The organism is Sutcliffiella halmapala (assembly GCF_050107295.1).
GTDB classification, from domain to species: domain Bacteria; phylum Bacillota; class Bacilli; order Bacillales; family Bacillaceae_I; genus Sutcliffiella_A; species Sutcliffiella_A halmapala_A.
The window spans coordinates 164193-188204 of the sequence record NZ_JBNIKR010000008.1 but is presented as its reverse complement, the minus strand read 5'-3'; the positions used below and the strand labels follow the sequence as shown (position 1 = coordinate 188204).

Here is a 24012-nt window from a genome sequence, read left to right as displayed (position 1 = left end):
AATGAAAAGGTTACCAGGCTTCTAGCTGGTAGCCTTTTCGCTATATATCAGCAAGAAAGAAGGTCCATCATACAATGTCTACAAACCGGTACTTTTACAGCTTTTATTTTCTAGTATTCTTTAGTTTTGGTGCTCTTTTCCCGTTGTTAACGGTGTATCTTAAGGATGATGTCGGGCTCTCGGGCTCACAGATCGGGATGATCATGTCCATCAGTCCTGTCGTGATGATCCTTATACAGCCGATGTGGGGTGTGTTCAGCGACTATACGCAAAAGCCAAGACAGATACTGATTGGTACATTGTTTTTTACTGCATTGGCTGGATTCGCCTTTTCCTTTGTGGGAGGCTATGCTGGACTGCTTGTCATCGCATTTCTACTGGCGTTTTCCCAGAGTGCCCTTGTACCGATATCAGATAGCATTACCTTGAATTATGTACAAAAGACAAAAGGGAACTATGGGTCCATCCGGTTATGGGGAGCGGTCGGTTTCGCAGTAGCGGTACTTGTTTCCGGTAAACTTTCGGAGTATTTTTCTCTGACAGTCATTTTCTATGTATTTGCAATAGGCCTGTTGATTGCCATGGTCATGGTTTTCTTCCTTCCGAAAGAAAGCCAGTCGATGAGCGTGAATATCAGGGACGGAATCGGTACTTTGATGAAAATGCCCAAATTTGTCCTCTTCCTTGTCACCACATTCCTCATCTTCGGTCCGGTCTTTGCGAATAACTTCTATTTCGGGTTGTTTATCACAGATATAGGCGGCACGGTAACAGGTGTCGGAATTGCTTTTTTGTTGGCTGCAGGTAGTGAGGCGCCTTTCATGAGAATTGCCGGTAAATGGATATCCAGATTCGGCCTGCATTCCATCATGATCAGCGCCGCCCTGGTATCAGCGCTTCGCTGGGTTTTCTATTTTTTTGAACCACCTTTATACATTGTCTACGCCACCACCATTGCACAAGGTTTTTCAGTAGGACTATTTATCCCTGCTGCAATGCAATATGTTCGCGACATTGCACCCATCAACGTCCGGGCAACAGCCGTTAGCCTGTATACAGCTGTAGGGAACGGCCTTGGCAGCTGGTTCTGTACATTCCTGGGCGGATATATCGCAGAATACTTCTCCGTCGCCTACGTTTATCTCTTTTTCGGAATTCTTACCTTCGGAGGGCTTGGCCTGATTCTATATATCAGACAGGCCGATCAGCGGGCGCTGGCGGAAGCTTAAATGAATTTGAAAGCTGGCTGTCTGTTAAGGTTCAGGCAGCTTTTTCTGTTTCGGGGTGAAGGGAATATTTGATATGATGCCTGAGCGAAATCCCCATCATGAAGCGTATGAAAGGCTTTTTTGTGATGATGCCTGAGCGAAAAGCCCATCATGAAGCGTATGAAGGGCTTTTCCGTGGTGGTGCAAGCTAAAAAAGCTCATCATGAAGCGTATGAAGGGCTTTTCTGTGATGATGCCTAAGCGAAAAGCCCATCATGAAGCGTATGAAGGGCTTTTCCGTGGTGGTGCAAGCTAAAAAAGCCCATCATGAAGCGTATGAAGGGCTTTTCTGTGATGATGCCTAAGCGAAAAGCCCATCATGAAGCGTATAAAGGGCTTTTCCGTGGTGGTGCAAGCTAAAAAAGCCCATCATGAAGCGTATGAAGGGCTTTTCCGTGGTGGTGCAAGCTAAAAAAGCCCATCATGAAGCGTATGAAGGGCTTTTCCGTGGTGGTGCAAGCTAAAAAAGCCCATCATGAAGCGTATGAAGGGCTTTTCTGTGGTGGTGCAAGCTAAAAAAGCCCATCATGAAGCCGATGAAGGGCTTTTTCAAGGTGATTCAAGCTAAAAAAGTCCTTCAACTACATATCTCACTTGCCAGAGAGTGTCATTCAATACCAAAATCAAACAAATCCGTCGATAAATATCTTTCCCCGGTATCACATGCAATGCACACCACTACATCGTCCTCGGTAAGCCTTTTTGCCACCTGGATGGCAGAAAAGCACGCTGCCCCCGATGAAGGACCAACGAGGATGCCTTCCAATGCAGCAAGCTGACGGGTAATTTCATACGCGTCCTCATCTTCTATCTTAAATATCTCGTCATAGACTTCCTGGTTTAATATGTCGGGAATGAACCCAGGGCTGGTGCCGACGAGTTTATGCTTTCCTGGCTTTCCGCCGCTCAGAACGGGTGATCCTGCAGGTTCCACGACATGCACGGTTAGACCCATATAATACTTTTTCAGTTCTTCCCCTGTCCCTGTTATCGTACCGCCGGTTCCGGCAGTAGCAACGAAAGCGGATAGCGGCTTGCCGATCTGGTTCATGCCATCTATGATTTCGAGTGCTGTCGATTTACGGTGGGCATCGGAATTTGCATGGTTTTCAAACTGCATCGGCATGAAGCTGTTGGGAATCTCTTTAACAAGCTCCTTCGCTTTATTGATGGCTCCCGGCATTTTTTCATCTCCGGGAGTTAAAACAACTTCAGCTCCATATGCTTTAAGTAGATTAATTCTTTCTTTTGACATGGTATCTGGCATAATAAGAATAGCTTTATAACCGCGTGCTGCTGCATTCATGGCCAAGCCGATGCCTGTATTGCCGCTTGTCGGCTCGATGATGGTATCGCCAGGCTTGATTAATCCATCCTTTTCAGCCTGGATGATCATATTGAAAGCGGCTCTGTCTTTTACGCTGCCGCTTGGATTAAAGAATTCCAATTTAAGATAGACCGTGGCAGCCCCTTTTGGAACGATACGGTTCAGTTTTATTAAAGGGGTGGAGCCGATTAAATCTGCCATGTTGGAAACAACTTTCATTGTAAGAACACAACCTTTCTCTGTCTCATCCATTTTACTACTTCGTATTGTATCATAAAAAGCTGATTAAATTGATGGATAAGGACGGGATTACCTTTACATTTTATTATCATTTGCTTTAAACACCCCTGCTAACCACCGCATACTACAAACTTTTTGATAAAATAGGAAAGGTGAGAATCATGACTTTACAAAATCATTTTTTTATAGCGGTCCCATTGCCTGAAGAATGGAAAAATCAAATGACTGTTTACTTAAAAGAGCTTAAAGGTGAATTTGCTTTTACAAGATGGGTTCATCCTGAGGACCTTCATATTACCTTGGCCTTTCTGGGACCGGTTAGTGAAGAGAAGATAGCTGCCATAAAGGATTCCATGAAGGTTATCGCGCAGGAAACTAAAGACTTTTCTTTAACATTGGATCGCTTAGGGACCTTTGGAAACCCGCAGTCACCAAGAATTTTCTGGCACGGCGTTGAGGAGTCTGCCGATCTGAACGCTTTGAGAGGTCTGGTGTATGAGGCGTGTGAAAAGATGGGCTTTGAATTGGATCGACGGTCCTTTCATCCACATATTACCGTAGCAAGAAAGTGGCAGGGGCCTGCTTTCCAACATGAATCAAGCCTGAGCGACCTGGCAAGAACGGACACTTTTAAGTGTAAGGAAATTGTTTTATATCAGTCGCATCTACATATGCTTCCGAAATATGAAAAAATAGGAATTTTTCCTTTAAAACAGGAGTAGGAGAATCAAATGAGGGGAATTAGAATTGTACTGCAAATAGTAGGCCTCTATGCCTTGTATTGGGTAGGGGTAATGATTCAGCGGGCCGTTGAGATACCGGTGCCAGGAAGTATTATCGGGATGCTTCTTTTATTTTTCCTGCTTTTAAGCGGGTTAGTGAAAGAAAGGTTGTTGGACGAAGGGGCTGATCTGCTGCTGAAATACATGCCTTTATTCTTTGTTCCTGCAACGGTCGGGGTCATCCGATACTTTGATGTCTTTGCCGGTAAAGGGTCACTGCTGTTAGTGGCATTATTAGTGAGTACCTTCCTTATCATGATCATATCAGGGTTGGTGGGTCAAAAAACGGTTGAGTTGGTCGATAAAAGGAAAAAGAGAGGCGTATAAGGTGACCTATATTATTGGAATCGCATTTGTTTTACTTACAGTACTCATCTATATGGGAATGAAAATAATATACGATTCATTTGGCTGGCCTCTACTGGTACCCGTGGCAACTACTACTGTTCTCCTTATCGTGCTTCTTTTAACCTCCAATATCCGCTATGAAACCTATATGGTTGGCGGCACCTGGATCAATGAGTTGCTCAGTCCGGCAGTGGTGGCCCTGGCGTATCCCTTGTACCGGAACCGAGGGAAAATCTATCAATACAAGCTTCCATTATTTGCAGGTGTCTCTTCCGGCATAGTCGCCGGTTTTATTTCAGGTTTTGCTTTTGTCAAATTGGCAGGTTTGGACCGTGCGTATGCGGCGACATTTCTCCCGAAGTCGGTCACATCCCCTATTGCAATGGATATCGCTACCATGACAGGAGGGATTCCAAGTCTTGCTGCAGCACTTGTTGTATTAAGCGGCATGATGGGTGCCATTTTTGGACCTTACTTACTAAAGATGTTTCATATCGAGCATTTTTTAGGAATAGGAGTAGGGTATGGGAATGCCGCACATGGCATCGGGACGGCAAAAGCGATGGAGTATGGAAAAGAAGAGGCAGCTTTCAGCTCGATTAGCATGACTCTATCGGCGATTGTATATGCTTTTGCGCTTCCAGTCGCCGTACAGTATTTACTATAGAAATAGAAAAGAGTGAACCCATGTGGCTCAGCTAATAAAACTGCAAGATTATATATCTCGTTATGAAGTGGATGTTTATCGCTATCCAAGCCAATATATGCGATTAAAAAAACAGCAGTGGAACACCTTCCTGCAGCAGGAGGCGGATTCACAGGCAGATACGGAGCTGACCTCTCTTCAAGAAGAGGAGCCGATAAAGCACAATAAGCTTGCTACTCTGTTCCAATCATTGAAAAAGAAGCCCGAAATAGAAGAGGAGCTTCATGTCGGCAAGGTGGTAAAGTCTGAGGAAGAGCTTGATGAGTGGGAACTGCCGAAGCTTATTGGAGCGAGGACCCCTGAGGAAAAAAAGCAGCTGTTCCTGAATGCGATTCTCCCCTTGCAGCTTAAATGGGCAAGTTCCACAATCCGGGAGATGTCCTATCTGCAAAAAAACTATAAGCGGGATTCTACGCTTCTTTATTTCTTGCAGCGTTTCCCTGATACGTATCTTGTCATGTATAGACCTATCTTCCTGGTAAAGCAGGCACCTGTTGAACTGGAAGTGATCCTCATTACGCCAACCGAAATAATTGCCATTACGTATTTGGAAGAGGAGAAAAACAGTGTGGTGCTTGGAAACAATGAACGCTTCTGGGCAATCAGGGATGAGGAAAAAGAAAGAAAAATTGTAAATCCAACGATTAGCTTGAATCGGATGGGGTCTATAATAAAGAATATTCTAGCGTATAACGAAGTTGATTTTCCGATTACAAAGGTGCTATTGCATCAGAACGGTTATATAGATATTACAGACGGACCATCTGACATACATGTCATTGATAAAAGAAGCTATGAGCCGTGGTTTGAGAAGATGAGAGCCAACAAACTCCCGCTTAAACATAACCAGTTGAAGGCGGCAGGGGTCCTGCTTTCCCACTGCCAATCTACCTATGTGGACCGTCCTGAATGGAAGTGAAGGGAAGATAGTTTTAGATAAGGCTGTTTCGAAGGGAGGAATATGGTGTGATTTTCATTAAAAGAGAATTTGAAGCCTATTTAGATGAGATAGATTGTATTACCATTTTACTGCCGACTGAACGCCATCATGGAGAATCAAGTCTATTTACCCTCCTATTGCAAGAGAAGCAGCACCCATTACACATCATAGAAAAAGTGAATCTGGGGCATTCGGTGAAATATAGGTGCAAGGCAGATGGCCCTATTTCTATAGGATCTAAATATAAGGTAAAAGATGAGCATGGCAGAAAAACAGATTTGCAGATAGGTGCAGTGATCAGAACCTCTGCGTTTGATGAACTCTACTATTACGATGAAAATGATCTGGGTGCAACCTATCACCTTGGGGAGACCACCTTCACTGTTTGGGCACCAACCGCTACTTCGGTAAAAATAAAGCTGCATGCTCCAAACAGCCAGGAACCGATCCATTATTCACTCGTCCCCGAAGATAAAGGAATATGGCGCATTACAGTCCAAGGTGACCTGGAGGGCTTCCAATATACCTATCTTGTGTGTGTGAATCTTATATGGAGGGAAGCGGTGGACCCGTATGCAATTGCCACTACGATAAATAGTGGAGCGGGAGTCGTTATCAATCCGGAAAAGGTCAATGTGCCAAAAACAGCGCTGCCCCCATTTCTACAAGCGACGGATGCCATCATCTATGAACTGCATGTAAGGGATTTTTCCTCTCACCCGAAAAGCGGGATGCATCAAAAAGGCAAATACGCGGCTTTTATGGAGGAACCTCCCGTTGAAGATGTTGGGGTTACAGGGCTACCTTATATTAAGAAGCTGGGAGTTACCCATGTGGAACTTCTTCCAGTAAATGACTACGGCGGTGTAGATGAGGAAGCGCCAAAAAAGGAATACAACTGGGGGTATAACCCATTGTTTTTCAATGTACCTGAGGGGAGCTATGCCTTAGATCCTGAAGATCCTTATTCCAGGATAATGGAACTGAAGAACCTTATCGGGAAGCTGCACCAAGAAGACTTAAGGGTGATTATTGACGTCGTATACAATCATGTTTTTGTACGCGAGGAATCCTCATTTGAGAAGATAGTGCCGGGCTATTATTTCCGCCACGATAATCATGGCATGCCTTCCAATGGAACGGGAGTAGGAAATGATATTGCATCGGAACGCAGAATGGTCCAGAAATTCATTTTGGATTCCATCCGATATTGGCTCACGGAGTATGATGTGGACGGATTCAGGTTTGATCTGATGGGAATCCTGGACATTGCCACGATGAACAGCATAAAAGAGCTGGTTGATACACATAAACCAGGTAGCATCCTCCTTGGAGAAGGGTGGGAGCTCAACACCCCTTTACCAGCCGAACAGAAGGCCATGATTATGAATGCGAAAAAAATGCCTGGTCTGGCATTTTTTAATGATATGGTCAGAGACTCCATCAAAGGCAGTACCTTTAATCTGTTCGATAGGGGCTTTTCACTGGGGAATACCCATAAAATTCAAAGCCTCAAGCAAACGCTTTCTGGGAGTGTGGGACTGGATCCCCATTTTAGAGGGTTATTTTTCGAACCCACCCAGTCGGTCAATTATGTGGAATCCCATGATAATCACACCATGTGGGATAAGATGGCAATATGCAATAGTCATGAAAGTGAAGAGGTCCGAAAGCGGAGACAGATGCTCGCAACATCCATTATCTTGCTCTCGCAAGGCATCCCTTTCCTGCATGCAGGCCAGGAATTCTTTCGTACGAAGCAGGGAGAAGAGAACAGCTATAAATCACCGGATACTGTAAACTGGATAGATTGGGAGAGAAAGCATCAATTCTCCAAAGAGGTGACATACGTACAAGGCCTCATTGAGCTAAGGAAAGACCACGGAGCTTTCCGCTTCGCCACCAGCACAGAAATACACAAGCATCTGACGTTTCCACTAGATAACGGGCATTTGCTGATGTATATGCTGCAGGACGTGAAAGTCTATGGTAAATGGAAAAATTTTCTTGTCGTGTTCCATAACGCGCTGCAGCAAGAAAAGATAGCGCTACCGGATGATTCCGAATGGGAGGTTCTCGTCAAGAACCTGCATGTGAACCTTGATTCACCTCCGATTATCCAAAAGGAAATAATGGTGGATCCCATCAGTACAATTGTTTTGGCACAATATTAATTGTTCCGGAAGTACTTGATTTAATTGGGAAATAACGATAAAATTTATTAGATAGCTATTGTGAATTATCCAATAGCTGTTTTTTTGCTTTTTATTAATTATCAACAAATACGGCTGAAGTCCGATATATTAATATAGATAGAAGATTACATGAAATAAGAATGATCAGCTCAGTGCCCAGGTGCTCGGCTGTCTAATTTTTGATGAAAAGTTGTGTTGAAATTGAAGGTGAAATGGTTGGAACATTTATTAGGTGATGAGTGGAAAATCAGTCCTGCCGGCGGTTTAACCGGAGATGCATATTTTGCTCAAAATGATGGGAAGAAGCTCTTCTTGAAAAGGAATTCATCGCCATTCTTGGCTGTTCTTTCTGCAGAGGGAATTGTTCCTAAATTAGTTTGGACAAAGCGGCTGGAAAACGGGGATGTCATTACGGCCCAGCATTGGATCAGTGCAAGGGAATTGAAGCCGAGTGATATGAACAAAGAAACAGTGGCACAACTTCTTCACAAAATACACCACTCTAAAGAGCTCCTTGATATGCTCACTCGACTGGGGAAAGAACCAGTCGAGCCAAGTACCATTCTGGACGATATTAAAAATGGTATGGCGTTGGATCTTTTGTCATTGGAAGTGATTCAAAAATCATTGGACTTCTTGTTGCAAGAGATGCCTAATGTACAATTTAAAGATAAAGTGGTCTGTCATTGCGACTTGAATCACAACAACTGGCTTTTGTCGCACAGCAATGAGCTCTTCCTCATTGATTGGGACGGAGCGGTCATAGCCGACCCGGCCATCGATCTTTGCATGTTGCTATACTGGTACATCCCTGAACAGGATTGGCAGGATTGGCTGTCCACCTATGGAATTGAACTTACAGACGATCTGCGCCATCGCATGCATTGGTATGTGATCGCCCAGACGATTCTTTCCGTTCAATGGTACCATCAGAAAAACATCGAAAAAGAAAAAATGAACTGGTTGAATTATCTGGAACGATTATTGCCTGTTGAACTATGAGTATTGGTCGATACTGTCAATCCAGTTGGTGAACTGTCCTTGATGGGATTGTACATGCTCGTTAACATTGCTTGAATTGATTCCAGCCTGGCTGTAGGTATAAATATCCTGAAGAACACTTTTCACATTTTGATCAATCTCGGAATTGACCATTAACGATTTGATTACGCGTTCGAGCTGTTCATATTCAGCCACAGAACCGCAACAATCAATCTGATGATCCGCCAAAATATCCTTTAACAAGTGTATTTGATCATGATAATTTAACGGCATAACATGCACTCCTTTTGATAAATAAATGATAAGTTTAGCTTTCGTCATAAAATCATTCTTATACTCCAAAAAAAATCGGTCTTTAGGATCGGTTTTTTTCTGTGAATAGGGCTGAAATAGAAAATATATCCAACATATGAGGTGACATACAATGAGATTCAGAAATAAACCATGGGCAAAAGATTATATTGCAGAAAATGCATATTATTGCATTCCAAATCCTGAAGAGCATAAAGGGAAATGGGCCGAGCTGTTTGGCAACTCTAATCCGATTCATATTGAAGTTGGAACTGGAAAAGGCACGTTTATTACGGAAATGGCCAAAGCCAATCCCCAAATCAATTATATTGGCATTGAATTATTCGAAAGTGTCATTGTGAAAGCATTGGAACGTGCGGTGGAGGCTGACATTCCGAATGTAAAGCTATTGAATGTGGATGCAAAGAAACTGACCGAGATTTTCGAAAAAGGGGAAGTGAACCAAGTTTACCTTAACTTTTCCGATCCATGGCCAAAAGGTCGTCACGAAAAGAGAAGGCTGACCTATAAGGACTTCTTGGATTTATATAAAACAGTATTGGTAGAACAAGGTGAAATTCATTTTAAAACGGATAATAGAGGATTGTTCGAATACTCCCTTATGAGTTTCTCTTCCTACGGACTGCTTCTGAAATATGTGAGCCTGGACTTGCATAACAGCGACTACGAGGGGAATATCATGACGGAATATGAGGAAAAGTTCTCGAGCTTAGGACAACCTATCTATCGTTGTGAAGTGAAGTATCAGGATTAACTTAATATAAGGTTATCAAAAAATGAATGCAGGGCGGGAAACTAATGGTTTTCCGTCCTGCATTTTTTATCTATCAGGCTAATGAAGACCTTTGCCTTTTATTTTCTTCTATAAAAGCTCGGGGGGACACCTTCCTGTTTTTTGAATGCTCTACTGAAGGATTGGATATTCTCATAGCCAAATTCATCGGCAATATCTGAAATAGAGGAATTTGTAAATAATATATTTTCTTTAGCTTTTTCTAAACGAAGCGATTGATGATATTGAATAGGACCTGTACCAAAAGCTTTTTTGAATAGCCGGATTAAATGGAATTTGCTTATATTTCCTATCTGGGATAATTCCTCTAACGGAACTTTTCTGGAGACATTGTGTTTCAAATATGTTTGAATTTTGTATAACTCATCCATATTGGAAAAAACCTTAGGATTTTGTGCCCAATAATTTTCGCGGAATATCTGCACCAATAGCTGGATGAATAACCCTTTGATATTTATTTCCGAAAATGGCATTTTTGTCTCAAATTCGTTTATTATATCAAATATCATTTTTTCGATGATGACAGGATTTTGTGGCCGAATATGATCTGCAATCTGAAATGCTGCTTCGTGAAATATGTCTTTCCGAAAGAGTTTTTGTTCCTGACTGCTTATTTGATTGAAAGGGCTAAATGATATTTTAACATCAGGACTATCATGCTGATATATCAAGTCAAAATGGATATGAGGCTGCCTGATCGTGACATCGCCGACAGATTTTATTGCATGTTTTTTCTTTGGGCGAAATAAAAAGATATCACCAGGGACGCCTAAATATTGCTTATCCTCCAGTAAAACCTCAATTTTCCCTTCCTTTACATATAAAATTTCATAATCAAAAATCACTCTTTCTTTGAGTTCCCAGGGTGCTGGAATAATGCTATCTGCAGCAAAACGAATGTATGGAGACAACTCATGTAGATTGAAATTCATTTAATATCACCCCAAAATTGATTTCCTAACAACATTTTCCGTTTAATACACGAACATGTAAATAGCAATAAATGATAAAAAGTCGAAAATCCATGCTAATCCTTATTGGATTTTATTGCGTTAAACTGAAAATAAGAAAAAAATTAGGAGGTATCTGTTCATGACTACTTTTAATGGCCTAGGAATGGGATTAGGAAATTTATCACGACTATCAAATGCAAAAACACGCTCCATTAGTGCAGAGAATTTTACTGGTGAAAAAGGGAAAGCCGGAATGGCAACAGAAGGTACTGGCGCAGGTCCGGCCAGAGATCTTGGTAGAGGCTGGAAGGTTTCACCGTCCGTAGAAGTTCCTGCTAACGGATCTTTTACAATGGGCGAAATAGAAGGACCTGGAGTCATCCAGCATATGTGGATGACTTGTGCGCCACATGCATGGAGAGATTTCGTTTTTAATATTTATTGGGATGGTGAGACAGAACCTTCTGTTAACGTTCCACTAGGTGATTTTTTCTGTAATGGCTGGCAGGAAAGAGAAAATGTAAATTCATTACCGATTTCGGTGAATCCTGCTGGTGGCTTTAATAGTTATTGGGAAATGCCTTTTCGTAAATCAGCTAAAATTATCATCGAAAATAGGTCGGATACGGCTACAGTTCTTTATTATCAGATAGACTACGCCCTAACTGAAATTCCTCATGATATGGCATATTTCCATGCTCAGTGGAGGCGCAGCAATCCCCTTCAAGCGGGTGAAGTTCACACTATACTTGATGACATTAAAGGAAAAGGACATTATGTAGGCACCTACCTTGCTTGGCAGGTTAACACTAATGGTTGGTGGGGAGAAGGGGAAATCAAGTTTTATCTGGATGGAGATAAGGATTTTCCTACCATTTGCGGAACAGGTACCGAAGACTACTTTGGAGGAGCCTGGAATTTTGAACAACCACAAGGACAGTATGGTAAGTTTTCTACACCATTTCTAGGGTTTCATCAAGTCATTCAACCGGATGGCCTGTATCGTTCCAATACTAGATTCGGAATGTACCGTTGGCATGTGATGGATCCGATTCGATTTGAAGAAGATCTGCGTGTAACGATTCAAGCATTGGGGTGGCGTTCTGGAGGGAGGTATGAAGCGAGAAAAGATGATATTGCATCTGTTGCATATTGGTATCAAGCAGAACCGCACCATTCATTTCCTAAGCTACCTGGTCGGGACGTACTTGAAGTGATTTAATACTTTTGGGTGAAAGAGAGCGATCCTAATTCGCCTCTTTTTTCATTTGGTCTAAAATGAAGGCGCTTTCGCTTTTCTTTTGATAGAATAAGGACAAGTAAATCGAGGGGAGAGTAAAAGATGGAAACATTAACTTTTGGACAATGGAAACTTACCTGGCTTAATGGGGGAGTCACACATCTGGATGGAGGGGCGATGTTCGGAGTGGTACCAAAAGCGCTTTGGTCCAGGAAGTATCCTGTTAATGAACAGAATCAGATAGAACTTAGGACTGACCCGATACTATTGCAGACGGGTGATAAAAACATTTTGATTGATGCTGGAATCGGTAATGGCAAGCTTTCTGATAAGCAGAAGAGAAATTTTGGGGTTCTCGATGAGTCAGCCATTGAAAAGGATCTGGAAACGCTCGGACTGACACCAGAAGATATAAATATGGTTCTCATGACACATCTTCATTTTGATCATGTCTGCGGGTTGAACAGATGGGATGACGAGAAAGAGGAATATGTATCTGTGTTTCCTAATGCCAGCATCCATGTATCAAGCATAGAGTGGGAGGAAATGAAGAATCCTAATATACGTTCAAGGAATACGTATTGGGAAATGAATTGGAAAGGGATCGAGGCGCAGATCATACCATTCGAAAGAGATATAACAATTGCACCAGGAATTAAAATGATACATACAGGCGGCCATAGTGATGGGCATAGCATCATCGAATTGGTTCAAGGGGATGAGATTCTGCTACATATGGCCGATCTGATGCCAACACATGCCCATTCGCCATCCCTTTGGGTACTGGCCTACGACGACTATCCGATGACTTCGATCAATGCAAAGGAAAAGTGGATCAAAGAAGGGATTGCCCGCAATGCATGGTTCACTTTCTATCATGATGCAATCTACCGGGCAATTAAGTGGGATGATAATTTTGAGGTAACGGACAAGGTGGAAAGAGAGAGGTAAAAAGAAAGGTGCCTGGCCGGAGTTCTTCCGGGCCAGGCACCTATATAAAGATCATTTAATTTGATTAACATCCAGCAATACTCCTGTGCTCTTATCCACAATAAACTCATATTGTTCCAGAGCCTTGTCAATTCTTCTTGAGATTCCACCTCGGTATACGCTATAGGTAATGTCATGTTTAATTACGGTTTCAGGAACCATCTGTATCCATGAACCGTCAACAGGTCCTTTTTTCTTGAATGCATCTTTTGCAATTTTTAATGCTTTCTCTGGTTTGATCGCCTGTTGCTTGGAGGCTTCCGTAAAGAAGTATGCAGCGGCGATACCTATGCCTGCACCAAGTAATAACGTTTTCCATTTCATTGACGTCCCATCCTCTCTCTTCTCAAACTGCTATAAAAGGTAAGCCTTTTCAATTGTAGGTAAGTATATTGGATTTTAGTCATTGACTGCCATTAGTTATAGTATAACTCGTTATTCAAATAAATGTCATGCTAAAGGTGGAAAGTATCCAGAAAGTTCGATACAATAATAATAAAAATATTTCGATAATCTAAACGAAATAGCCTAAGTATTTTACATAAGCAGGTCAATTAAAAATTTTGGGGGATGAAAACTGTGAACCAAGAAACTTTATCGCTTTTTAAAACATTGACGGAATTGCAAGGGGCACCAGGATTTGAGCATGATGTAAGACGCTTTATGCGCAGCGAACTGGAGAAATATTCGGATGAGGTGGTACAAGACCGCCTTGGTGGAATCTTCGGGGTTAAACGTGGGGATGAAACTGGTCCGACTGTCATGGTGGCTGGACATATGGATGAAGTAGGATTTATGGTCACAAGCATCACAGAAAATGGTATGCTTCGCTTTCAGACGCTTGGTGGCTGGTGGAGCCAGGTATTATTGGCTCAAAGAGTTCAGGTAATGACAGATAATGGACCGGTTGTTGGAGTGGTTGGTTCCATTCCTCCGCATTTGCTGGATGAAGCAAAACGCAGCAAGCCGATGGAAATCAAGAACATGCTGATTGATATCGGTGCTGATGACAAGGAGGACGCTTTGAAGATCGGTATCAAGCCTGGTCAGCCTATTGTTCCGATCTGCCCATTTACACCAATGGCAAATGAAAAGAAAATCCTGGCAAAAGCTTGGGACAACCGTTATGGATGCGGTCTTTCCATCGAGCTTCTTAAAGATCTCCAGGGAGAAACGCTTCCGAATATCCTATATTCAGGTGCAACTGTTCAAGAGGAAGTTGGCCTGCGCGGTGCCCAGACGGCTGCCAATATGATCAAGCCAGATATTTTCTTTGCCTTGGATGCGTCCCCTGCAAACGATATGACAGGTGATAAAAAGGAATTTGGCCATCTTGGTAAAGGGGCATTGCTACGTATATATGACCGCTCCATGATTACGCATACAGGAATGAGGGACTTTGTCCTTGACACGGCAGAAAGCAACGACATTCCATATCAATACTTCATTTCACAGGGCGGCACCGATGCGGGTAGAGTTCATACTTCCAATGAAGGTGTTCCGTCTGCGGTAGTTGGAATCTGCTCACGCTACATTCACACACATGCTTCCATTGTACATGTAGATGACTATGCAGCAGCTCGTGAATTGATTGTGAAGCTGGTAAAATCAACGGATCAAGCAACAGTCGATGCCATCCGAAATAGATAATCACAAAAAACGGTGGGGAAACTCACCGTTTTATTCTGGGAAAAAACACAAGGGAAGGGGATTTTATGATAAAAGTAGCAATTGGCTCCAATAATCCTGCGAAGAGTAAAGCGGTTCTCGAGGCATTGGATCAACTTGATATCTTATACACCTGGAGCAGCCATGAGGTGGATTCTGGCGTACGTGCACAGCCTTTATCGGATGAGGAAACGGTGAAGGGGGCTATCCAGCGTGCCAGAATTACACTGAATGAAAGTGGAGCGGACATAGCCTTTGGACTAGAAGGGGGAGTTGTATTGGATGAAGCTTCCAACGTGATGGTCTGCAATTGGGGGGCATTGGTGGATAGTGCCGGAAGGGAGTTTATTGCCGGCGGAGCCAGAATTCCGCTTCCCGATTACTTTAGGGACTCCATAGAACAGGGTGTGGAGCTTGGAGATCTGATGGAACAATATTGCAATAGAGAGGGAATTCGGAAGCATGAGGGGGCACTCGGGATATTTACGAACGGAGCGGTCTCCCGGGTGGAAATGTTCAAGCATGTTAGTCTGATCCTGATCGGGCAATGGCAGTACTATCATGAAACTTAAAAGGTTCAGAATATCTGTATTAGGTTCTGTTTTCGTATACAAAAAATTAAATAAAATAGGAAAAGGATATCAAATCGCACAGATTTTGATATCCTTTTTTGTTTTAGGGGAAATATGCCAATTTAGTATCTTTACAAGCTCCATGCAACAGTACAAGGAGATATCCTTTAGAGATCTTAAATTTGAGTTATAAAATTTATTAAATTTGATGGAATTTTTCAAAAATAAGATTCCGTCAAATGTCGATACAATGGAGCTATCAAAAGAGAGGAAGAAGGGAAAAGATAAATGAAAAAGATAGCTACCAAGAAGATCGCAAAATTGGCATTGGCAACTGGACTTTTATTAAGTGCAATGGTGCCGGTTTCCAAACCGAATAACGTTCATGCCGAAACATCTTCAAGTATTAATCAGGTATTAACAAGTCTCACGCCAGCCCAACGTGAAGCGTTGAATGAATTACAAATCAGCGATCAGTCTGGTTTGCAATTAGCACCTGAAGTGAATTTGGAGAGCGATGATAAAGTTTCCGTTATCGTTGAATTCAAGGACAAGCCTGCTAAGACAGCGGTAGTAGAAGAGGCGGTAAAAGGGAAAAAAGTGTCGTTAGCTAAGGCGAAGCAAAAGGCCGATGCTGCCCATGAGACGTTCAAGAAAGACTTACAGAGCATTTATCAAGAAGATGGAAAAGCGAAAAAAGATATCTATAAGATTAAAAGGTCGTATAAGCATTCTCTTAACGGGGTATCCATGGAAATACCTTCTAATAAAGTGGAGGCATTATTACAATCCAAGGTAGTAAAAGCCGTTTGGAGTAATGAAACAGTGCAAGTAGAACCCCCTGTGGAACAAAAATCATCAGACGAAACGACAGAAACTAAACGTATGACATTCCCTGGTGTGGATCAATTGCACCAAGAAGGATTTACAGGTGAAGGGGTTAAGGTAGGGGTTATCGATACGGGAATTGACTATAATCATCCTGATTTAAAGGATGCTTATAAAGGCGGCTATGATTTTGTCGATAACGATAATGACCCGATGGAGACAACATATGATGATTGGAAAAAATCGGGATATGCAGAAATTAATCCTTTGACAGGTGCCACTTATTATACGCAACATGGAACCCATGTAGCGGGTATCATAGCAGGACAAGGTAAAAATAATGCAGATTACGCCGTGACTGGTGTAGCACCTGAAGCGGATATTTATGCGTATCGTGTGTTAGGACAATATGGTTCTGGTACAACGGAAGCCATCCTAGCAGCAATCGATCGGGCGGTGGTAGATGGAATGGATGTAATAAACCTTTCTCTGGGCCGATCCTACAATGACCCTCTCTATGTTACTAGTATGGCATTAAATAATGCGGTGCTGGCGGGGGTAACGTCAGTTGTTGCTGCAGGAAACAGCGGAGACAGGATGTACACACTGGGATCCCCAGGTACTGCTGCCTTAGCGATAACAGTTGGTGCGAGCGATACACCAGAAACTATCGAAACGTCTAGAGGTATATTGGAAGATGAAACCGCGGATCTAAAACTTTTGGCGAAGGGCCTAGATGATAAAGTAGAAGAGTTAAAGGGTCAGAGTCTTCCAATTATATTCGCTGGAATTGGGGCAGCTTCTGATTTTAACAACAAAGATGTGAAGGGAAAGATTGTCCTCATCGATAGAGGAATTCTCACATTGGACGCCAAAATTAAAGAAGCACAAAAACGAGGCGCAAAAGCAGTATTGATGGTTAATAACATTCAGGGAGAAGGATTCATTCCATCATATTTAGGAGAAGGGTACGGAATGATTCCGACATTTTCTCTATCCTATGAACAAGGAACGCTGTTGAAACAAAAAGCAACAGGCACCACGGAATTCTCCTTTGATGAAATTGGGCAAGTGATCACGGAAGGAAACAAGCTTGCGTCCTTTAGTTCACGCGGACCGGCTCGTACGACATACGATATTAAGCCGGAAGTAATAGCACCAGGCGTATCTGTTTTCTCTACAGTACCTTCTTATATGCATGGGGAAGATCAAATCGGAAACTATCAATATGCCTATGAAAGACTATCAGGAACATCGATGGCAAGCCCGAATGTGGCTGGGGTAGCGGCATTATTATTACAAGCGAACCCGGATTTCACTCCTGAACAAGTGAAGCAAGTATTGATGAACACTGCAGATCCACTAAACGGGGAATATAGCGTTTATGAAGTGGGAGCAGGTGTAGTGGATCCGTACGAAGCAATTCATTCTCAAAGCCGAATCGAAGTAAATGATGAAACACAAGGACAATTAGACAAAAAAGGTAATAATAAGATGGTAAAAGATAAAACAGGGGCAATCAGCTTTGGAACCTTTGCACCGGATGGAACCAATGTGACAGATCAACGTTCTCTTACAATCTACAACAATAGTAAACAAGCAAAAACATTTGATGTAAATATTGAGTTTCTAGTGTTGGAAGGGCGATTCCAAAACGATTATAGAACATCAAACGACGCAGATGCTAACGGCGTTCAGCTTTCCACAGATAAGAAAGTAAAAGTGAGTGGAAATGGGAAAAAGAAAACGAATGTATTCATTACGATTCCCAAAACAGCGGCGTTAGGAACGTATGAAGGTTATATTACCTATACAAACCAAGTAAATCCGGAAGAAACATACCAAGTGCCGTTTGCTATCCGCACGACAAAGGAAGGAATCGAGTTTGTAGAAATAGTTAATAAAGAAATTACAACAACGAAAGATTATAATGCGCTTAGACGATACACAGATGTATATTTAAATTTAACATCCCATATGCGTACACTCGATGTGTTTTTAGTGGATGGCAAAACAAACGAAGAGTTAGGATTTATCGGAACATACGATGGTATGTTGATGAATGAGAAAGTGGATCTTGGGCTTAAGCATGTATTTGAAGGGTATTACTATCCGTTTACTGGTGATGCGGACAAGCCAATCGCTTATAACCCGAAATTAGCCAAGCAAGGATCTTATAAATTGAAATTCGTAGGGACGAATGATTCAGGAAAAACTTTCTCTAAAGAATCTACCCTTTATATTGAGAGTATCGCACCGGAACTTGATCTTAATATAAAAGAGGATGTATATGAATACACCCCTGAAGAAAATACGATAAACGTGACGGGTTCCATTTTTGATAAAGAAACGGAAGATATGAAGGCTGCAGGATTTGATGTTTCACAAGGAAGTAACGAAATGTTTTATCATGATCAGCTTGGAGGCCGACCGGTACAGATTCCTGTTAATGAAGATGGAACATTCTCCGTTGATATTCCAGTGAATCAAACAAGACCAATGCAACTTTGGTTTTATGGTAGAGATGCTGCGTCCAATCAAACATGGAATAATAGTAGAATGATCTACGTTATTCGTGAAGGAGAGCCGCACGCAAATATGCAGGCTGAAAAAATATTTGCAAATATGGGAGAGTCTGTACAAACGACTTTAACCCTAGACAATGTAACCGATGTAAAAGAAGCTGTGTATACGTTGCAGTATAATACTGCCTTGGCTGAACCGACTGTAACGACGCACAGCAGCGTTAGTGATGCAGTTGATATAAAAGTAGAGGATGTAAAAGAATTTGGGGATTACAACAAATTGACAGTTACAGTATCAACGAAGGATGGAGTGCCGGCATTGTCTGATGACCTTTCCCTAGCGGATATAGAGTTTAAGATGAAGGAAGACAACTATTCGCAAGCCCCTATATTTTATGCCAGGTATATGACTGCATCTTACACCGATACGAATAATGAAAAGAAGGAAGCATTGAGCGCAAATCCGATGATCTTTGTCAAGGCAACGTATTCAATGGTTTACGGAGGTGTTGCTGCAGAAGCATTTATGAATTCGAGTGGAACTCCAAACTCAAATGATTACAAGAAGGCCGGTGTGAAAGTTCAGGTAACAGGTAAGGACGACACGGTGTATCAAGGAGGATTTTTAACATCACCGTCAACAGGTTATCAGATTCAGCATTTACCTTTAACAGATGAAGAGTTCCAATTCGAGTTCAATGTTCCTGGCCACTTTACTGTGCACAATACATTTAACGTTGGATACCATGATGACGGTAAAGTAACAAGCCAAAGAAAATATCTGCCTTACAAAACTGCGATCGGTGGGGATGTCAATAAAGATGATGTCATCGATGTCATGGACGCAGTGTACATCCAAACGCATTGGGGTACTAATAAACGCGAAGCCGATATTAACTATGACGGCATTGTAGATGAGAAGGATATGGCATTTGTTGTGAACAACTATTTCATGCAAAATCCGACCATCCAAAATGCGCCAAAACCTAAGAAAAATTATAAAGGACAAACGTTAGAAAAAATCTTGAACGAGCTGAATATGCAATAGGGAAGTATGAATTAAATAAAATAAAAACCACATCCACTATGAAAAATATGGGTGTGGTTTTTTTATGGGGAAAATCACTTGCAACTTTTATTATCATTAATCCCCTCTTCATACTTTTCACCTAAAAAATTCCCCCAATAGGGAACTTTCACATTTTCACGAATTACTAGTAATGACTGAGGTAATCAGTACGAACAAGTTGGGGGAGAGGCATTTGAAAAGGAAAAAAATCGTAGGATTGATGTTGGTTGGTGCATTATTCATAAGTAGTATTACACCGGCCATTTCGAATTCTAACACAGTTGTAGCAGAGGAGAATATAGGGATAGAGGATGCGATGACATCACTATCAGCAGAAAAAAGAAGGGCCATTAACGATTTAAGGTCTTCGGTAACTTCAGAAGTGAACCTTCCTGGTGACATTGATTATTCTAGTGATGAAGAGATCTCGATTATTGTGGAATTCAACCATTTCACTCCAAAAACAGCAGTAGCTATAAAAGAAGCAGAGGGGGAAACAGCCTCCATTGAGGAAGGGCAGCAGTTAGTGGAGAAAGATCACCAAATTTTTGCGGAAGATCTATTAGAATTAAATATCGACGGAGAAGTTACAAAAAGCTATAAAGAAGCGTTTAATGGGGTGACCGTTCATTTACCAACTTCTGATATTCCGAAATTATTAAAATCGAAAGTGATAAAAAACATTTGGAAAAACGAAACAATTCAATTAGATTTACCCGAAAACAAGGAGGATGTAACACGACAAGCATATGACGGGAAGCATCCACTTGAATTGACAGGAGTAAACAAATTACATGAAAAAGGGCTAACAGGCAAAGGTGTAAAAGTAGCTGTATTAGATACGGGTATAGATTATCATCACCCAGATTTACAGGATGTATATCATGGCGGGTATGACTTCGTTGATGAAGATGATGATCCAATGGAGGCTACCTATTCAGATTGGCTTGAATCGGGCCTCCCAGAAACTCTTGGCTCTAACGCCTATTATACTTCCCATGGTACACATGTTGCCGGAATCATAGCAGGTCAGAATAAAAATGACTCGCCTTTATCCGTATTAGGTGTAGCACCGGGGGTGGAATTGTATGCTTATCGTGTTTTAGGGCCATATGGAACAGGGACGATGGAAGACATATTAGCAGGAATTGAATATTCTGTTCAAGCAGAAATGGATATTATCAATTTATCGTTAGGGAATAACATAAATGATCCGCTATCCCCCTTTTCCGTGGCCCTTAATAATGCCGTACTTGCAGGCGTTACAACCGTTTCCGCTGCAGGGAATACTGGTTCTTCGTTATATTCGATCGGATCTCCTGCTGCTTCTGCTTTGAATATTACCGTTGGGTCTACTAACACGATGGTTGCATATCCAGATTTTGAAGGAGAATTCTTATATGAGGAAGGCAAAGAGTCGAGCGAAGTTCGATATGCAACTGCTGGAATGGAGAATTCACCGAGATCATTAGAAGGAAAAACTTTCGAGGTAATAGATGCTGGGAATGGAATGCAAAGCGATTATGAAAATATAGATGTAAATGGAAAAATAGTCTTGATAAAAACGGGTTCTATTCGTACAGATGAGAAAATTGCGATTGCTAAAGAACATGGTGCAGCAGTAGTGTTCAGTTATACGCCAGGGTATGGGAATTATAATGGGGTTGTATATCGCGAAAATGAAAACTTTGTACCTACCTATCATCTGCGAGGGGTGCAAGGAGATAAAATTAAACAAATTCTAGCAATAGATGAAATGACTTTTACTTTTACTAAATTAGTTCCAACTGTGGTTGTTCAGGATGATACGCTGTCTTCTTTCAGTTCACGTGGGCCAGCAAGACTTACGTATGATATAAAACCAGAAATTGTTGCGCCAGGTGGGAATATATTATCCACTGTACCACATTACTATGGTGGGAAAGAAAAAGATTATTCCTCGGCATATGCGAAATTATCTGGCACATCAATGGCTACTCCATATGTCGCAGGAATTGCTGCTTTGCTATTAGAAGCAAACCCTTCTCTAACTCCTGGAGATATCAAAGCACTTTTAATGAATTCAGCGGAGCCAATTAATGGTGCGAACAGCGTCTTTGATATCGGGGCTGGTAGAGTTAATGCTTGGAAGGCAGAAACGGCTTCTGTGACCATTAAAGTAATGGGTAAAACCGAGACATTTATAGATGGTGAGAAAAAGTGGGCTCCATCCGTGACAGGTGCTTTAGCGTTGGGAACACTTATCACCAATGATTCTCATCATCGAGAGAATGCAAGTATTACCATTACTAATCATCTAGATAAGAAGGTGACATTTAATATTGATTCACAATTCCATGTAGGAATTCGCGGTTCGAAGGATGGAGCAAAAAATGGAGTAAAAGTGAATACAAAAAAAACAGTTAGTATTGCAGCTAATAAACAAGTAACAAATAATATTTTCTTAACTATACCAAATACGGCGGAAGAAGGAGTTTATGAAGGTACTATTACCTTCACAAACGTGGAAGATGAAACAAATAACTACCAAGTTCCTTTCGCATTTAGACTCTCGAAAGATGGTATAGAGTACTTAACGGCGAATGACACCTTATCAACCATTAGAGAAAACTATAGTGGTGGTCCGACTGCCATGAATGCCAAGTTTTCCCTCTATTCACACATGAGAAATATCGATGTATATTTAACGGACGCTAATACTGGGGATGAATTAGGTTTTGTAGGAAGCATGGACGGAGCATTTCTACAAGTGGAAAGGCCGTATTCATTTTACACGTTCTCCAATGGGGAATATTACCCTTTTACCAATAATCCCGATTCACCGATTGCTTATGAAACGATTAAAGCAACTCCTGGTTCGTATTATTTAAAATTTGTTTTTATCAAAGATGATGGGGAAGAACTTTTGGTGAATATGCCCTTTATCATTGATAAAGAAATGCCAACGTTAGAAATGGATGTAGAAACAGAAATTATTGAAGTGGAACCTGAAAATACCACTTATCCATTGGAAGGCAGCATTCATGATAATCAAATTGATTCAGCTAAGACAACAGGCATTGATGTAAATCAAGGAAATAACTCGGTAACATATAAGAGTAGCAGTTTTTGGCAAAATACTCCTTTAAGTGATGATGGTGAATTTGCTATCAATGCTTCTTTTCCCCGTCACTTAAACGTAATGAACTTAAGTATCCTAGGAAGAGACCGAGCAGGTATTGCATCTTTACAAAAAAACTACCACCTTGTAAGAAAAGGAGCACCATACGTTGCTAGTATTCCGACGCAAAAAGAAGCCTTGTCAGGTGATAGCATGGATTTTGCATTCCGTACAAATAATCTTGATCCGTGGAAGGAGCTAAGCTTTTCCTACCAATACAATAAAGATGTAATAGATATCAAAGAAATCTCTGTAGTGGAGGAATGGAAGAAAAAGGTTCACCTTGAAACCACTGATTCAGATAATGGCACCTTTATCACATTAACGACGACTGAATCTAACCTAGAAGACGTAACCACCTTATTAAATGTTAATGTAACTATTAAGGATGATGCGTTTGTAAGTGACTATTTTCCACTTACCGCAAACTCGGTATCATTAACAAAAGCAGATAACTCAAAGGTATCCGTTTCTTCTATTTCACCACCAGTTAAAGTTTGGTCAAGCTACTCTGAATTGCAGGGGAATATTAATGGAGAAGCCGTATATGAAAGGAATGGGTTTGGAAATTTACTCTCTACACATATCGACTATTTTGCATTAGGGGCGAATATTCGGGTATTGGATATTGAAGGTAATGTATATCCCGCTGAAATTAAAGAGGATGCTCAATTTAGTATCCTAGGATTACCCTCCACTCAGGAAAAAATGTTCCTCCTTCTTGATATACCAGGACACTTTACTGTTAAGAAGAGTTTTACCATCGGTAGAGAAACTAGGCATTTAGGAGAGAAAAAATTCTTGAATTTTCTTGGTGCACTTGCAGGAGACGTGAATAAGGATGGCGTCATCGATATCTTGGATGCTGTCTATCTCGAAGAGCAATGGGGATCTAACGACAGAAACGCAGATATCAACTTTGATGGTGTAGTGGATCACAAAGATATGAGCTTCATCCAAAAGAATTATTTACTAAAAAATCCGACTGGAGAAGCTTCCAGAGAACCAACAGAAATTGAGTCCGGAAGAACACTAGATGATATATTAGCTGATTTAAATTAACTAACATCCCCCCACGATGCTTATGTGGGGGG

General features: G+C 41.5%; 18 protein-coding genes. 14 read left to right on the top strand and 4 right to left on the bottom strand.

What is annotated here, in order from left to right; all coding sequences use genetic code 11:
• The first annotated feature begins 74 nt into the window (after positions 1-74).
• A complete protein-coding gene (locus ACQCT5_RS14810; protein ID WP_499642772.1) occupies positions 75-1229 on the top strand; it encodes an MFS transporter in 1155 nt (384 codons plus the stop codon).
• Between the two features lie 646 nt (positions 1230-1875).
• Here ACQCT5_RS14810 and cysK read toward each other — a convergent pair.
• On the bottom strand, positions 1876-2814 hold the full coding sequence (gene cysK / locus ACQCT5_RS14805; RefSeq protein ID WP_499642829.1) for a cysteine synthase A: 939 nt from the start codon (positions 2812-2814) through the stop codon (positions 1876-1878).
• Between the two features lie 182 nt (positions 2815-2996).
• Here cysK and thpR point away from each other — a divergent pair, with 182 nt between their 5' ends.
• The 6 genes from thpR to ACQCT5_RS14775 all read left to right on the top strand — a co-directional run bounded on the left by thpR (position 2997) and on the right by ACQCT5_RS14775 (position 8808).
• Positions 2997-3557 (top strand): RNA 2',3'-cyclic phosphodiesterase, encoded by a 561-nt coding sequence (gene thpR, locus ACQCT5_RS14800; protein WP_499642771.1) that lies wholly within the window; start codon positions 2997-2999, stop codon positions 3555-3557.
• A gap of 9 nt (positions 3558-3566) precedes the next feature.
• Positions 3567-3944, top strand: a complete 378-nt coding sequence (locus tag ACQCT5_RS14795) for a CidA/LrgA family protein (RefSeq protein ID WP_499642770.1) — start codon at positions 3567-3569, stop codon at positions 3942-3944.
• Position 3945: 1 nt separating this feature from the next.
• Positions 3946-4632, top strand: a complete 687-nt coding sequence (locus ACQCT5_RS14790) for an LrgB family protein (protein ID WP_499642769.1) — start codon at positions 3946-3948, stop codon at positions 4630-4632.
• A gap of 22 nt (positions 4633-4654) precedes the next feature.
• The gene (locus ACQCT5_RS14785) at positions 4655-5590 is read left to right on the top strand and encodes an NERD domain-containing protein (RefSeq protein WP_499642768.1); all 936 of its coding nucleotides are present in this window, start codon (positions 4655-4657) and stop codon (positions 5588-5590) included.
• A 47-nt stretch (positions 5591-5637) separates the two neighbouring features.
• Positions 5638-7785, top strand: coding sequence for a type I pullulanase (gene pulA, locus ACQCT5_RS14780; RefSeq protein ID WP_499642767.1), 2148 nt, complete (start codon positions 5638-5640; stop codon positions 7783-7785).
• Between the two features lie 237 nt (positions 7786-8022).
• Positions 8023-8808 carry a phosphotransferase gene (locus tag ACQCT5_RS14775; RefSeq protein ID WP_499642766.1) on the top strand — a complete coding sequence of 262 codons (786 nt, stop codon included), beginning with the start codon at positions 8023-8025 and terminating at the stop codon, positions 8806-8808.
• Here ACQCT5_RS14775 and ACQCT5_RS14770 read toward each other — a convergent pair.
• Positions 8803-9081, bottom strand: a complete 279-nt coding sequence (locus tag ACQCT5_RS14770; RefSeq protein ID WP_417899281.1) for a YtzH-like family protein — start codon at positions 9079-9081, stop codon at positions 8803-8805. The two genes, ACQCT5_RS14775 and ACQCT5_RS14770, sit on opposite strands and share 6 nt — an antisense overlap.
• Before the next feature lie 151 nt (positions 9082-9232).
• Between ACQCT5_RS14770 and trmB the strand changes: the two genes are divergently transcribed.
• The gene (trmB, locus tag ACQCT5_RS14765) at positions 9233-9874 is read left to right on the top strand and encodes a tRNA (guanosine(46)-N7)-methyltransferase TrmB (protein WP_499642765.1); all 642 of its coding nucleotides are present in this window, start codon (positions 9233-9235) and stop codon (positions 9872-9874) included.
• A gap of 98 nt (positions 9875-9972) precedes the next feature.
• Here trmB and ACQCT5_RS14760 read toward each other — a convergent pair whose 3' ends face one another.
• The gene (locus tag ACQCT5_RS14760) at positions 9973-10845 is read right to left on the bottom strand and encodes a helix-turn-helix domain-containing protein (RefSeq protein ID WP_499642764.1); all 873 of its coding nucleotides are present in this window, start codon (positions 10843-10845) and stop codon (positions 9973-9975) included.
• Positions 10846-11005: 160 nt separating this feature from the next.
• Here ACQCT5_RS14760 and ACQCT5_RS14755 point away from each other — a divergent pair, with 160 nt between their 5' ends.
• On the top strand, positions 11006-12088 hold the full coding sequence (locus tag ACQCT5_RS14755) for a glycoside hydrolase family 172 protein (RefSeq protein WP_499642763.1): 1083 nt from the start codon (positions 11006-11008) through the stop codon (positions 12086-12088).
• 120 nt (positions 12089-12208) lie between these two features.
• Positions 12209-13057, top strand: a complete 849-nt coding sequence (locus ACQCT5_RS14750; RefSeq protein ID WP_499642762.1) for a YtnP family quorum-quenching lactonase — start codon at positions 12209-12211, stop codon at positions 13055-13057.
• A 51-nt stretch (positions 13058-13108) separates the two neighbouring features.
• Here ACQCT5_RS14750 and ACQCT5_RS14745 read toward each other — a convergent pair whose 3' ends face one another.
• The gene (locus tag ACQCT5_RS14745; protein ID WP_499642761.1) at positions 13109-13420 is read right to left on the bottom strand and encodes a PepSY domain-containing protein; all 312 of its coding nucleotides are present in this window, start codon (positions 13418-13420) and stop codon (positions 13109-13111) included.
• A 255-nt stretch (positions 13421-13675) separates the two neighbouring features.
• On the opposite strand from ACQCT5_RS14745, the gene ACQCT5_RS14740 reads away from it, so the two are divergent.
• From ACQCT5_RS14740 to ACQCT5_RS14725, 4 genes are all read left to right on the top strand, one after another.
• The gene (locus tag ACQCT5_RS14740) at positions 13676-14746 is read left to right on the top strand and encodes a M42 family metallopeptidase (RefSeq protein WP_499642760.1); all 1071 of its coding nucleotides are present in this window, start codon (positions 13676-13678) and stop codon (positions 14744-14746) included.
• 65 nt (positions 14747-14811) lie between these two features.
• On the top strand, positions 14812-15336 hold the full coding sequence (locus tag ACQCT5_RS14735) for a DUF84 family protein (RefSeq protein ID WP_499642759.1): 525 nt from the start codon (positions 14812-14814) through the stop codon (positions 15334-15336).
• A gap of 288 nt (positions 15337-15624) precedes the next feature.
• Positions 15625-19737 carry a S8 family serine peptidase gene (locus tag ACQCT5_RS14730; protein ID WP_499642758.1) on the top strand — a complete coding sequence of 1371 codons (4113 nt, stop codon included), beginning with the start codon at positions 15625-15627 and terminating at the stop codon, positions 19735-19737.
• A 214-nt stretch (positions 19738-19951) separates the two neighbouring features.
• Entirely contained in the window at positions 19952-23980 is a 4029-nt protein-coding gene (locus ACQCT5_RS14725; RefSeq protein ID WP_499642757.1) for a S8 family serine peptidase, read from the top strand.
• Positions 23981-24012: the final 32 nt, after the last annotated feature.

Bases quoted from the DNA above. Each gene is read 5' to 3' on its own strand.
- ACQCT5_RS14810 (WP_499642772.1), top strand. From the start codon at position 75: ATGTCTACAAACCGGTACTTTTACAGCTTTTATTTTCTAGTATTCTTT.
- cysK (WP_499642829.1), bottom strand. From the start codon at position 2,814: ATGAAAGTTGTTTCCAACATGGCAGATTTAATCGGCTCCACCCCTTTA.
- thpR (WP_499642771.1), top strand. From the start codon at position 2,997: ATGACTTTACAAAATCATTTTTTTATAGCGGTCCCATTGCCTGAAGAA.
- ACQCT5_RS14795 (WP_499642770.1), top strand. From the start codon at position 3,567: ATGAGGGGAATTAGAATTGTACTGCAAATAGTAGGCCTCTATGCCTTG.
- ACQCT5_RS14770 (WP_417899281.1), bottom strand. From the start codon at position 9,081: ATGCCGTTAAATTATCATGATCAAATACACTTGTTAAAGGATATTTTG.
- trmB (WP_499642765.1), top strand. From the start codon at position 9,233: ATGAGATTCAGAAATAAACCATGGGCAAAAGATTATATTGCAGAAAAT.
- ACQCT5_RS14760 (WP_499642764.1), bottom strand. From the start codon at position 10,845: ATGAATTTCAATCTACATGAGTTGTCTCCATACATTCGTTTTGCTGCA.
- ACQCT5_RS14755 (WP_499642763.1), top strand. From the start codon at position 11,006: ATGACTACTTTTAATGGCCTAGGAATGGGATTAGGAAATTTATCACGA.
- ACQCT5_RS14750 (WP_499642762.1), top strand. From the start codon at position 12,209: ATGGAAACATTAACTTTTGGACAATGGAAACTTACCTGGCTTAATGGG.
- ACQCT5_RS14745 (WP_499642761.1), bottom strand. From the start codon at position 13,420: ATGAAATGGAAAACGTTATTACTTGGTGCAGGCATAGGTATCGCCGCT.
- ACQCT5_RS14735 (WP_499642759.1), top strand. From the start codon at position 14,812: ATGATAAAAGTAGCAATTGGCTCCAATAATCCTGCGAAGAGTAAAGCG.
- ACQCT5_RS14730 (WP_499642758.1), top strand. From the start codon at position 15,625: ATGAAAAAGATAGCTACCAAGAAGATCGCAAAATTGGCATTGGCAACT.